The sequence below is a fragment of the Tepidiphilus olei genome (assembly GCF_006980705.1).
GTDB classification, from domain to species: domain Bacteria; phylum Pseudomonadota; class Gammaproteobacteria; order Burkholderiales; family Rhodocyclaceae; genus Tepidiphilus; species Tepidiphilus olei.
Genome location: NZ_SBHO01000011.1, coordinates 39,320 through 51,092, shown reverse-complemented (window position 1 = coordinate 51,092; position 11,773 = coordinate 39,320). Strand labels below are relative to the sequence as shown.

The 11,773-nt window shown below is 65.5% G+C and carries 13 protein-coding genes and 2 tRNA genes; 2 read left to right on the top strand and 13 right to left on the bottom strand.

The window, feature by feature from the left end; all coding sequences use genetic code 11:
• Positions 1 to 299: 299 nt before the first annotated feature.
• Together EPD80_RS11400 and EPD80_RS10535 are read right to left on the bottom strand one after the other, a co-directional pair.
• Entirely contained in the window at positions 300 to 503 is a 204-nt protein-coding gene (locus tag EPD80_RS11400; protein WP_221928966.1) for a hypothetical protein, read from the bottom strand.
• 18 nt (positions 504 to 521) lie between these two features.
• Entirely contained in the window at positions 522 to 1,439 is a 918-nt protein-coding gene (locus EPD80_RS10535; RefSeq protein ID WP_221928965.1) for an ISNCY family transposase, read from the bottom strand.
• Between the two features lie 171 nt (positions 1,440 to 1,610).
• On the opposite strand from EPD80_RS10535, the gene EPD80_RS10530 reads away from it, so the two are divergent.
• Positions 1,611 to 1,687 (top strand) — tRNA-Met (locus EPD80_RS10530).
• Between the two features lie 88 nt (positions 1,688 to 1,775).
• On the opposite strand, the gene lnt is transcribed toward EPD80_RS10530, so the two are convergent.
• From lnt to miaB, 5 genes are read right to left on the bottom strand one after another with little or no spacing between them, the layout of a single operon-like run.
• Positions 1,776 to 3,296: an apolipoprotein N-acyltransferase gene (lnt, locus tag EPD80_RS10525; protein WP_185957766.1), complete on the bottom strand. Its 1,521-nt coding sequence runs from the start codon at positions 3,294 to 3,296 to the stop codon at positions 1,776 to 1,778.
• A gap of 2 nt (positions 3,297 to 3,298) precedes the next feature.
• Complete coding sequence (locus EPD80_RS10520) at positions 3,299 to 4,153, bottom strand: HlyC/CorC family transporter (protein WP_142811637.1); 855 nt, start codon at positions 4,151 to 4,153, stop codon at positions 3,299 to 3,301.
• Positions 4,150 to 4,599, bottom strand: a complete 450-nt coding sequence (gene ybeY, locus EPD80_RS10515; protein WP_142811635.1) for an rRNA maturation RNase YbeY — start codon at positions 4,597 to 4,599, stop codon at positions 4,150 to 4,152. The genes EPD80_RS10520 and ybeY overlap by 4 nt, the downstream gene beginning before the upstream one ends.
• Positions 4,596 to 5,570, bottom strand: a complete 975-nt coding sequence (locus tag EPD80_RS10510; protein WP_221928964.1) for a PhoH family protein — start codon at positions 5,568 to 5,570, stop codon at positions 4,596 to 4,598. Before EPD80_RS10510 ends, ybeY begins: the two co-directional genes overlap by 4 nt.
• Complete coding sequence (miaB, locus tag EPD80_RS10505) at positions 5,560 to 6,897, bottom strand: tRNA (N6-isopentenyl adenosine(37)-C2)-methylthiotransferase MiaB (protein WP_028874711.1); 1,338 nt, start codon at positions 6,895 to 6,897, stop codon at positions 5,560 to 5,562. Before miaB ends, EPD80_RS10510 begins: the two co-directional genes overlap by 11 nt.
• Before the next feature lie 56 nt (positions 6,898 to 6,953).
• On the opposite strand from miaB, the gene EPD80_RS10500 reads away from it, so the two are divergent.
• Positions 6,954 to 7,030: transfer RNA gene (locus EPD80_RS10500), tRNA-Met, on the top strand.
• Here EPD80_RS10500 and EPD80_RS10495 read toward each other — a convergent pair.
• From EPD80_RS10495 to ftsY, 6 genes are all read right to left on the bottom strand, one after another.
• Complete coding sequence (locus EPD80_RS10495; RefSeq protein ID WP_142811633.1) at positions 7,031 to 7,384, bottom strand: nucleotidyltransferase family protein; 354 nt, start codon at positions 7,382 to 7,384, stop codon at positions 7,031 to 7,033.
• Complete coding sequence (locus EPD80_RS10490) at positions 7,381 to 7,791, bottom strand: nucleotidyltransferase substrate binding protein (RefSeq protein ID WP_142811631.1); 411 nt, start codon at positions 7,789 to 7,791, stop codon at positions 7,381 to 7,383. Before EPD80_RS10490 ends, EPD80_RS10495 begins: the two co-directional genes overlap by 4 nt.
• 63 nt (positions 7,792 to 7,854) lie before the next feature.
• On the bottom strand, positions 7,855 to 8,970 hold the full coding sequence (locus EPD80_RS10485) for an NADH:flavin oxidoreductase/NADH oxidase (protein WP_142811629.1): 1,116 nt from the start codon (positions 8,968 to 8,970) through the stop codon (positions 7,855 to 7,857).
• A gap of 41 nt (positions 8,971 to 9,011) precedes the next feature.
• Positions 9,012 to 9,914: a cell division protein FtsX gene (locus EPD80_RS10480; protein ID WP_142811627.1), complete on the bottom strand. Its 903-nt coding sequence runs from the start codon at positions 9,912 to 9,914 to the stop codon at positions 9,012 to 9,014.
• A complete protein-coding gene (locus EPD80_RS10475; protein WP_142804585.1) occupies positions 9,911 to 10,573 on the bottom strand; it encodes a cell division ATP-binding protein FtsE in 663 nt (220 codons plus the stop codon). Before EPD80_RS10475 ends, EPD80_RS10480 begins: the two co-directional genes overlap by 4 nt.
• The gene (ftsY, locus tag EPD80_RS10470) at positions 10,570 to 11,736 is read right to left on the bottom strand and encodes a signal recognition particle-docking protein FtsY (protein ID WP_142811625.1); all 1,167 of its coding nucleotides are present in this window, start codon (positions 11,734 to 11,736) and stop codon (positions 10,570 to 10,572) included. The genes EPD80_RS10475 and ftsY overlap by 4 nt, the downstream gene beginning before the upstream one ends.
• Positions 11,737 to 11,773: the final 37 nt, after the last annotated feature.

The following is an 11,773-nucleotide window of genomic DNA, read 5'->3' as shown; positions in this document are numbered from 1 at the left end:
CGGGTCACGTTAGCGTGCGGGGTCGATCCGCCAAAAAATTGCGCGACCTCTTCCCGCTGCCTTCCACCCCGTAGTTTCTTTCATCATCGGGGGTGGCGCCAGTCGCAATGACCGTTAGCCGGAACGGACCGACCAGAATGACGGACTAGCCGTTTTGCAATGCAACGATCGCTGTTGTCAACAAATAGAACTGTCCGGTTTCGTAGCACATAAACTGTCCGCTTTTCCGAGCCGGGGTGGGAAGGCGTGAAGGGCGTAGCCCGGAACGCCTTCCCACCCCGGAAGACGCCGCGGCGGACCTACGCGACAACCTGTAGTTCGGGGGGTTGCAGCTGACCGTCCGCCGTGTAGCGCGCGAGCCTTCGCGGGCCATGGAAGATCGCCAGCCGCCCGTCCAGGTAGCGATGCACCCGCACCTTGACCTTCACGTAGTGCATGCGATAGCGATCCGGCGGGATTTGCAACTTCAGCCCCTCGAACGCGACACAATTGTCCTTGCCCACCACCCGCTCGTAGTGCTCTCACAGGAAGTCGTCGAGCTCATCGCCGACCCAGGCCACGAAGGCCGATCCTTCCTCCTGGGCCGGCTGCATGAACTCGGCGTTGAACGCGGGCATATAGACTTCCTTGAGGTAGCGATTGGCCGCCTCCATCTCGGTGATCCCGGCCGCGGCCAGCTCCTTGGGCAGCCGGTCCTGATGCGTGCGAAACATCCGCTCCGAGCGCCCTCGCGCTTCCGGAGAATAGGCCGGAATCATCTCGATACCCAGCCGCGCCATGGCCTGCCCAAACTGGGTGAGATGGACCTTGTCCACCTTGCCACCCGCCTGCGGCGTGTGCCAGTAGTGGCTGCCCCGATCGGTGTAGAGCGCAGAGAACAAGCCGCGCGCTTCGATCACTTCCTTGACGCCGCGCAATGACGAGGCCGTCCCTTCTTCCTCGACGAAGAACATCGAGTAGTGCTCGTTGGTAGCATCATCCATGGTGACGATCAAATCCCAATACTGCCCGGGCATCCATTCGTGCCGCGAGCCGTCCTGATGCAACAGCATCCCCGGCCAGGCGGCGCGTTCCCGCCGCTTGCGGTGCTTGCCCCGGCCCGGGGCCTTCTCGACCACCCCGGCCTCCTGCAACCGGTTCTTCACCCAGGTGTAGCTGCGCTTGCCGCCCTCGCGCTGGTACCAGGCGTGAAAGTGCTTGACGTTCCAGCCCATATGCCGACTACGGTAGCGATCCACCAGCGCCATCACTTCATCGACCGGCGCCTTGCGGTGCGAGACCTGCGTCAGACGCCGATCAACCAAGCCCTCCAACCCCTCCTCTTCATAGCGGGCAATGTAGCGCCGAAATGTCCGATCACACACCCCCAGGAGCCTTGCCGCCTCTTCCTGCGTCAGCCGACCCGACTGCCAGCCCTCGTACGCTTCCTCAAACCGCATCTTCCGTATCTCCTGTAGCAACTGCGTCCGTCTCATTAGGCACCTCCTTCCATACCTAATGAAAACCGGACAAACCTCGTGCTACAAGTCCGGACAGTTTATTTGTTCGCTACAGCAATGCAACGATCGCTTGACTTCCATCATGGACCGGGTATAATTCGCTTTATCGATCGCGGGGTAGAGCAGTCCGGTAGCTCGTCGGGCTCATAACCCGGAGGTCGCAGGTTCAAATCCTGCCCCCGCAACCATCGCCAAAAACCGGCTCTCGCAGCCGGTTTTTTCATGTCTGCAGAACACCGAGCCATGTATCGAGCTGCTGCGCGATACCTGCCTCGGTTACCTCCTCGAGCCGAGGAGGTTCTTCCCGCGAAGTGCAACGGTGAGAAGCACCAGCAGCGCCATCGTCCCCATCTCACCGTAGAAACGCACGAAGGGCGTCTCGCCGTGCCTTCCTTGCACCGTCAATTCCAGGATCGACTCACGCCATTCGGGCAAAACCGCCAGCACTCGCCCGTCGGCGTCGAACCCCCCGCTCACGCCGGTGTTGGTCGCTTGTACCCACGGGCGAGCGGTTTCCAGCGCGCGCACCCTGCCGATCTGCGCATGTTGAGCCTGTGCCGCGCTGCGGTCGTACCACGCGAGGTTGGAGAGATTGAGGAGCCACGTGGCACCGGCGCGCACGTCGCCGGCGATGAGGTCGGCAAACGCGCTCTCGTAGCAGATGTCGACGGCGGCAGCCGTCTCGCCCACGTGCAAGAAAGGCTGAAGAGGAGCCCCCGGTCCTTGGTTCGACATCGGAATCGACAAGGCGCGGAAAAACCAGCCGAAGAGCGGCGGTGAATACTCACCGAATGGAACGAGGTGACGCTTGTGATAGGAAAAAGGCGCAGCCTTGCCCTGTGCCACCGCCGAATTGCGAATGACTCCTGCCTCGTCGCGCGTGAAGGTGCCATAGAGCACGGTGCGATCCTCGCCCAAGGCCTGCGCCACGAGGCCGTGCCACTCGTTGGGGATCTGCACGTCGAGCAGCGGCAAGGAAGTCTCCGGTAATACCACCAGTGTGCCGCGCGTCTGCGCGATCAGCTCGGCCTGGCGCCAGAGGTGACGTCCCAGCAGCGCCCCGTCCCATTTCTGATCCTGGGGAATCGCGGGTTGGATCAGGCTCACCGCGAGTGGGGCACCTACCGGTCGGGTCCATTCCACGCTGCGCAATACCCCGCCGAGCGCGGCCACGAGCAGCACGACTGGCAACCAGCGTCGCCAAGGCATGCCAAACGCGATCATCCCGGCAAGCGCGAAGAGAAGAAACCCCACCCCCAGCGATCCGACGAGCGGATAGAATCCCGCCAGAGGGCTGGGCGGCGTCTGACTCAGACCGGGGCTGAGCCAGGGAAAGCCCGTGAAGGCCCAGCCGCGAACCCATTCGGCTGCCGTGAAAACCGCCGCCGTGAAGACCGCCCGGCGAAAAGCGCTTCCTGCCGGAGACCAGCGCACGGCAAGCCCCGCAGCCAGCGCCCACCAGGCGGCAAGATAGACGGCGAAGAGCGCCACCGCCGCCCAGGCCGCCGGCCAAGGAAGGCCGCCGTAGCGCGCGAGCGCCACCGACAACCACCCCACCCCCACGAGGAAATAGGGCCAGGCCCAGAGAAAGGCCGCGACCAAGGCTTGCCGTGGATTCGCTTGTTTCAACGCGAACAAGAGGGGAAGGAGCGCAAGGGGTAGCCACCAGTACGCCCCGGTTGGGGCAAAAGCCCACGGGGCGCTCGCGCCAGCAGCAGCGATCAGACACGCCACCGCCCAAGACGGCAATGCGCGGCCACGCAGGATGAGGCGCGGCAACCAGGCGGTCACGCTCACCCTCACTCCGATTCCGTCGCTCCGCCTGCCCTGGTCGGTGGCCGCACCCGCAGCCAGTGCAACCGGCGGCTGTCGGCGCGCAGCACCTCGAAGGTCCAACCGTCGATGTCGACGCATTCACCGCGCTGCGGCAGGCGCCCGAGCCGATGGATCACGAGTCCACCGATGGTGTCGCCCTCTTCGTCGGAGAACTCTGTCCCGAACGCCTCGTTGAAGTCGATGAGTTCCATCGTCGCCTTGACGCGATAGCTGCCGTCCGCTTCCAGCCGGATGGCGTCTTCCGGCTCGTCGAAGTCGTATTCGTCCTCGATGTCGCCGACGATCTGCTCGAGCACGTCCTCGATCGTCACCAGGCCGCTCACTCCGCCGTATTCGTCGGCGACGATGGCCATGTGGTTGCGGCGGCGGCGAAACTCGCGCAGCAAGAGATCCAGCCGTTTGGATTCGGGCACGAACACGGCCGGACGCAGGCTGTCGCGCAGATCGAAGGGAAAACCGGCGAAATGGCGGATCAGATCCTTGGCGAGAAAAATGCCAACGACGTCGTCCTTGCTCTCGCCGATCGCCGGGAAACGCGAATGATTGGTCTCGGCCACGAAACGGGCGATCTCTTCGATCGGATCGTCGATGCGAATCACGTCCATTTGGCTGCGCGGCACCATCACGTCGCGCACACGCAGCTCCGAGATGGCCAAGGCGCCTTCGATGATGGAGAGGGCCTCGGCATCGAAAAGGTTGCGCTCGCAGGCCGAGTGCAGCACTTCCAGCAATTCCTCGCGCGTTTCGGGTTCGCGCGACCAGAACGCCGTCAGTCGATCCCACCAACTACGATGGGAAGGTTCGTCGTCGTCTTTCATCGCTCCTCGTCGACATAGGGGTCGGGGAAACCGAGCCGCCCGAGCACGTCGCGCTCAAGCGCCTCCATCTCGGCCGCCTGCGCCTCGTCCTCGTGATCATATCCTTGCAGGTGCAGCATACCATGCACGATGAGGTGCGCGTAGTGCGCCGCCAGCGGCTTGCCCTGCTCCGCGGCCTCACGCTCTACCACGGGCGCGCACAGCACCAGATCTCCCATCAATCCGGCTTCTTCCGGCACATCATAGACGAAAGAAAGCACGTTGGTGGCGTAATCCTTGCCGCGGAAACGCTGGTTCAACTCGCGCCCTTCCTCGGCATCGACGAAACGCACCGCCACCTGCGCCTCGCCCTTCTGCAGGGCGGCACGCGCCCAGCGCAGCACTGCGGCGCGCGGCGGGACTTCGGCGGAGCAGACCCGCTGATAGCTCAGGCGCAGACGCTTCACCGCTCCCCTCCTTCGCTGCCGTGACGGTCATAGGCCTCGACGATGCGCGCCACCAAGGGGTGACGCACCACGTCTTCCTTGAGAAACTGGGTAAACGCGATGCCGCGTACCTCGGCGAGTACCTCACGCGCCTGCGCAAGACCGCTCTTCGTGCCACGAGGCAGGTCGATCTGGGTGAGATCGCCCGTGATGACCGCCTTGGAGCCGATGCCGATGCGCGTCAGGAACATCTTCATCTGCTCGGGCGTGGTGTTCTGCGCCTCGTCCAGAATGATGAAGGCGTGATTGAGCGTACGCCCGCGCATGAAGGCGAGCGGTGCGATCTCGATCGCGCCGCGTTCGAAGAGCTTGCCTACGCGCTCGAAACCGAAGAGGTCGTAGAGCGCGTCGTAGAGCGGGCGAAGGTACGGATCTACCTTCTGGGCCAGATCGCCGGGCAGGAAACCGAGCCGCTCGCCGGCCTCCACCGCCGGGCGCGTGAGCACGATGCGCTCGATCTGTTCGCGCTCGAAGGCATCGACGGCCGCCGCCACCGCGAGATAGGTCTTGCCGGTGCCGGCCGGGCCGATGCCGAAGGTGATGTCGTGCGACTGGATCGCGCGCAGATAGGCCACCTGACGCGGCGTGCGCCCGCCGATCGCCCCCTTGCGCGTGCGCAGCCGCGGCACCGCGCCTTCCTCGGCCGATGCCTCGTTGGCGTCGCTCAGGCGCTCGATCACGCCGAGCTGGACGTCGTCGAGCGAGAGTTCCTGTCCGGCGCGAGCCCACAAGCGCTGCAGGACGTCGAGCGCGAGCCTCGTCTGCGCCGGCGCCCCCGCGAGGGTGAAATGGCCGCTACGCCGCGCGATCGTCACGTCGAATGCCGATTCGATCTGGCGCAGGTTCTCGTCGAGCACTCCGCACAGATTCGCGAGCCGCGCGTTGTCGAGCGGCTCGATGTCCCACTCCAGGTACTGCCTCTCAGGACGCACGGACGAGCACCTCCCCCCGCAGGCTGTGCGGCAGCGCCTCGGTGATCTTCACGTCGACGAAGTGCCCCACCAGGCGGGATTCGCCGCGAAAATTGACCACGCGGTTGTTCTCGGTACGGCCGGCGAGCCAGGCCGGGTCTTTCTTCGAAGGCCCCGTGACCAGCACCCGTTCGATGCGCCCCACCATGGCCTCGCTGAAGGCGCGCTCCTGTGCCTCGAGTTGCGCCTGCAGCCGGGCGAGCCAGGCGAGCTTGGTCTCCTGCGGCACCGGGTCGGGAAGTTCGGCCGCCGGCGTACCGGGGCGGGCGCTATAGACGAAACTGAAGGAATGGTCGAACTGCAGCTCCTCGACGAGACGCAGCGTCTTTTCGAAGTCGGCTTCGGTCTCGCCGGGAAAACCGACGATGAAATCGGACGACAGCGACAGGTCGGGGCGCACCGCCCGCAGCCGCCGCACGATGGACTTGTATTCGAGCACGGTATAGCCGCGTTTCATCGCTGCGAGCACCCGGTCGGAACCGGACTGCACCGGCAGGTGCAGGTGGCTGACGAGCTTGGGAATTTTCTCGTAGGCGGCGATCAGGCGCGACGTCATCTCACGCGGGTGCGAGGTCGTGTAGCGGATGCGCTCGATGCCGGGGATCTCGGCCACGCACTCCAGCAGAAAGGCGAAGTCGCCTACTTCCTCCCCGTCGCGCGACAGCCGCCCGCGCCAAGCGTTGACGTTCTGCCCCAGCAGCGTCACTTCTTTGACTCCCTGTTCGGCGAGCTGGGCCACCTCGACGAGCACGTCTTCGAGCGGACGGGAAATCTCTTCGCCCCGCGTATAGGGAACGATGCAGAAAGAGCAGTACTTGGAGCAGCCTTCCATGATGGAAACGAAGGCGCTCGCCCCTTCGACGCGCGGCTCGGGCAGCGCATCGAACTTCTCGATCTCGGGAAAGGAGATATCGACTTGCGGCCGATCCTGCCGCCGCCGCGCTTCGATCAGCTCCGGCAGCCGGTGCAAGGTCTGCGGCCCGAAGACGACATCGACGTAAGGGGCGCGGCGCACGATGGCCTCACCTTCCTGGCTCGCCACACAGCCCCCCACGCCGATCACGAGATCGGGGTTGCGTCGCTTGAGCTCCTTGACCCGCCCCAGGTCGTGGAAGACCTTCTCCTGCGCTTTCTCGCGCACGGAGCAGGTGTTGAAGAGGATGACGTCGGCTTCGAGCGGATCGTCGGTGGGTTCGGCGCCGTAGCGCGCCGCGAGCACGTCGAACATCTTGGTCGTGTCGTACTCGTTCATCTGGCATCCGAACGTGCGGATGTAGACTTTCTTCATTTGCCTATGGACCCTTGACACCCGAAAGGGAAAACCGGTATATTACCAGACTCGATGGTGAAGTAGCTCAGATGGTTAGAGCGACGGATTCATAACCCGTAGGTCGGCGGTTCGACTCCGCCCTTCACCACCATCACCCCAAAGCCGTTTTCGGCTCGAAACGCCTCCCGCCCCCCTCTTGCACCACCACCCGTTCTCGCTCGATGATGCGGCGAAACGCCTCGTCGATGCTCGCCCAGTCGATCACGTCCACGCGATAGGGCAAATCGGACTCGGAAAAGGCTTCACGCAACCGGGCCTCGAGATCGAGCGGCAAGGGTCGGTCGGTGATCACGGCGAGATCCAGGTCGGAATACTTCCTCGCCGTTCCCTTGGCGCGTGAGCCGAACGCCCAGACTTCGACGCCCGGAAGGTGGCGCTGCAGGATGTCCCGCACGATCCGCCAATGCTCCGGGCGGATGTCGAGCGGCGGGACGCTCCCGCTCATGACAGACGCTCCCGCAGCCGGTCGCGCAGATGGCGTACTTCCTCGAGAAATTCGGGGATGCCACGAACCATTTCGAGGGCGACGTTCTCGTCGTACGCATGACTGGTCTTGGCGCGCATCTCGCGGTAACGCCGCCAGTCGGGCCATTCTCCCCGCAGGAGTCCACGCTCGTTGCCGGCGCGGATCAAGTCCTGAAAGGGCATCTCGTCGTATTGCTGAGGCGTAGGAGACGTGAGCCGAAGAAAGCGCTTGAGCATCTTGTGCGCGAGTTCGTAGGTGAACTCGAATCGCTGGATCAGCCCGTCGCGAATCTGCAAGTCCTCAGGGTCTTGCAGATATCGCCTCCAACCCTCTTCCAGCCGGGCCACGGCGCGCTCCAGCGGGGTGATGTCGAGCGACTCATCCACCACTTTTCCTCCTTGATTCCTCTGCCGGGCTGGCGCTTCTGCAGCCCGGCGGTACCGACGCCCTCAGCGCTGGCCGATCTTCACGTCGCCGAACACGCCGCGATGCTGCTGCGGCTGGCAACGCCAGTATTGCGGCGGGGCTTTGACGGTGGCACCGAGCGCGGCGGCGGCGTGCCACGGCCAGCGCGGATCCCACACCATCATGCGGGCGAGCGCCACCAAATCGGCTTTTTCTTCGGCAAGAATGACCTCGGCTTGCTGGGGCTCGGTGATGAGCCCCACGGCGATCACGGGCATGTGCTTCACGGCGCGCCGCACCGCTTCGGCGAATGGCACCTGATAGCCCGGAGCCACCGGAATTTTCTGCAGGGGCGAGAGACCGCCGCTCGAGACGTGGATATAAGCGCAGCCCGAGGGTTCGAGCGCCTGTGCGAGCGCGATACTCTGCTCGAGATCCCAACCGCCTTCGACCCAGTCGGTGGCAGAGATGCGCACGCCCACCGGGATGCGTTCCGGCAGCGCTTCACGCACGGCGCGGAACACCTCCAGCGGGAAACGCATGCGGTTCTCCAGCGAGCCGCCATACGCGTCGGTACGCTGGTTCGATAACGGCGAGAGAAACTCGTGCAGCAGATAGCCGTGCGCCATGTGCAGCTCGATCGCCTGCAGGCCGCAGTCGACGGCACGGCGGGCGGCGGCCACGAAGGCTTCACGGATACGGGCAAGACCGGCTGCATCGAGTTCCTGCGGCGGCAGCTCGCCCGGAGCGTGCGGCAAGGGCGAAGGGGCGAGCGCGAGCCAACCGCCCTCCTCCACCGGAATCTGGGCGCCTCCCTCCCACGGCACCCGGCTCGATGCCTTGCGCCCCGCATGGGATAGCTGGATGGCAAGCGGTATCACCCCTTGACGACGCACGGGTGCCAACGCACGGGCGAGCGACTCGGCGTGCGCATCCGACCACAGTCCCAGACAACCCGGCGTGATGCGCCCTTCGGGCGTGACGGCGGTCGCCTCGACGATGAACATGCCCGCACCCGAGAGCGCCATTGATCCCCAATGCAGACAGTGCCAATCACCGGGATGCCCCTCCTGCGCCGAATACTGGCACATGGGCGCGATCACGATGCGGTTGGGCAACTCCAGCGCGCCCAAACGGAACGAGGAAAACAGACGGCTCATGTCATGCTCCTTGTTACATGGATGCGGGCGCCAGCGACCTCCTAGGTCGACGCCCGGAAGAACTGCCGTAACGAGATCTCGGCGCCGAGCACCCCCAGTACTGCGCCGGCAGTGACGAGCACCAACACAGCCATCCATGCTGGAAACGGCAAGAATCCTCCCAAGCCGTAGAGCCGGGCGAGTTCGTCGAACGGCGGTGTGAGCCAGGCGACGAGCCCGCCCCAGAGCGCGGCACCGACACAGCCGGCGAGTAAGCCCTGCAACCAGCCAAACCAGCGAAACGGCCGACCGATGTAGCCGTCGGTGGCGCCCAGGGCACGCAGCACGGAGATCTCCTGCGCCGCAGCGACGAGCTGCAGCCGGATCGCCAGATAGGTCTGCGCCAGCATTCCCAGGGCGAACCAGGCCGCGAGCGCTGCCGCCACCATCGTGCCGGCGCGCGCCAGTCCATGCACCCGCTCCACCCAGGCCGTGTCCACCTGGACCGTCTCGATGCCCGCCTCGGCGGCGAGCCGCTGCTGAAGCTGGGCCACGTCCTGCGGAGCAAAGCGTCGAGGCACCACCGTCATGGCGTCGGGCAAGGGATTGTCGGGCAGGGTCTCGATCGCTTCGCCCAGATCGGTCTGCAGCAGCCGCGCGAGTGCCGCCTCGCGCGGCACGAAAACGACGCGCGCCACCACCTCGTCCTCGCGCCAGCGCTGCACTATCGCGAGCGCTTCCTCCCGATCGATCGTCTGTTGGAAAAAAACCGTGATCTGCGGCTCCGTTCCCTGCCCCCCGAACCACTGGGTCACGCCAGCCCCGATCCAGGCCATCGTCGCCGGCAACGCGAGCGCCGTGGCGAGCACCAGCGTGACGACCGCCGTCACCAGGGGCGCTCTGCCCAAGAGGGTGAGGGCGCGTCCCAGCGCTTCTGTTTGTCCTTCCCACCAACCCCGTTTCACCACGTATCCTCCACCAGGCGGCCGTTCGCGAGCACGATGCGCCGTTGCGCCACGCTGGCAAAGAGCGCTTCGTCGTGCGTGGCGATGATCATCGTCACCCCCGCCGCGTGGAAGGCACGCAACAACCGCACCACTTCCTCGGCGTTGTCGCGGTCGAGCTGGGCGGTGGGTTCGTCGGCGATGACCACCGAAGGCCGATGCACCACGGCGCGGGCGATCGCCGCCCGCTGCTGCTCCCCGCCCGAGAGCGTGGGCGGCAGCTCGTGCGCCCGGCCGGCGAGCCCGACGCGCTCCAGCGCCAGCGCCACGCGTTCGAACGCCTGTCGGCGCGGCACCCCGGCGATCAAAAGCGGCAGCGCCACGTTCTCGGCCACCGTGCGCTGCGGCAAGAGCGGCGCATCGGAGAGCACCAGGCCGAAGCGGCGCCGGTAATAGGGCAAACCGCCTCGCCCCAGGCGCGCCACGTCGTGCTCATTGACCGAGACGCTACCGTGGGTCGGCGTCTCCAGCCCGGCGATGAGGCGAAAGAGTGTGGTCTTGCCCGCCCCCGAATGGCCGCAGACGAGCAGGAACTGCCCCGCCGGAATGGTGAGGTCGAGATCGACGAGCGCCGCCACCGGACCGGGATAGATCTTGGCGAGTTTCTCGCAACGGATCATCGCTCGATCCCGAGCAGTGCCTCCACGAATTCACGGGCCGAGAAGGGACGAAGATCGTCGATGCCTTCGCCCACGCCGATGAAACGCACCGGCTTGGGGCAACGCCGAGCGATCGCCGCGATCACGCCCCCCTTGGCCGTGCCGTCGAGCTTGGTGAGCACGAGGCCGGTGAGCCCGACGGCCTTGTCGAAGGCTTCGACCTGGGTGATGGCGTTCTGGCCGATGTTGGCATCGAGCACGAGCAGCACTTCGTGCGGCGCGCCCGGCTCGGCCTTGGCGATGACACGGCGCACCTTGGCGATCTCCTCCATCAGATGCAGCTGGGTGGGAAGCCGCCCGGCCGTGTCGATGATGGCCACGTCTACACCCCGTGCCTTGGCCGCCTGTACCGCGTCGAAGGCCACCGCCGCCGGGTCGCCGTGTTCCTGCGCGATCACCGGTACGCCGTTGCGCTCACCCCATACTACCAGCTGCTCGCGCGCGGCGGCACGGAACGTGTCCCCCGCCCCCAGCAGCACGGTTTTCCCTTGCGACTGGAAATACTTGGCGAGTTTGCCGATGGACGTGGTCTTGCCTGCACCATTGACCCCCGTCACCATGATGATGAAGGGCTGGTGCGCCTCGACCTGCAGCGGCTGCTGCAAAGGGAGCAGCAATTCGGTAAGCAGCTCGGCCATCACGTCGCGCAGCTGTTCGGCGTCGGTCAGGCCATCTTTCTTGATGCGCCGACGAAGGGCATCCATCAGCCATTGCGTGGCCTCCACCCCGCAGTCGGCGAGGAGCAAAGTGGTCTCGATCTCTTCGAGGAGCTCTTCGTCGATGCGCCGCCGCCCGAAAAGCCCCGAGAGATTCTGCCGCGTGCGCGCGAGCCCCGCCTTGAGGCGTTCGGACCAGGAACGCTTGCGCGGAGCGGATTCGGTCGGTGCTTCATCGGGCAAAGCCGCCGTTTCGGCCTCGGTACGCGAAGGCTCTGATTGCGGTAGCGCACGATTCGCCCCGCCCTCGACCTGCCCGGGCGTCGGCATGGCCGCCGTTTCGTGCCCGAGCCCGTCCGCCGGGACGTCGAGGGTTGCCTCGGCCGAGGTGCCGTCTTCGGCCGTCTCCTGCGGCGACGTCACTGCAGGTGCCGGCTCCGTTTTCTTGCGTTTGAACAAACCGAACATAGAAGTTGTCTGCCACCTTGGCGCGACCCTCCGGGAA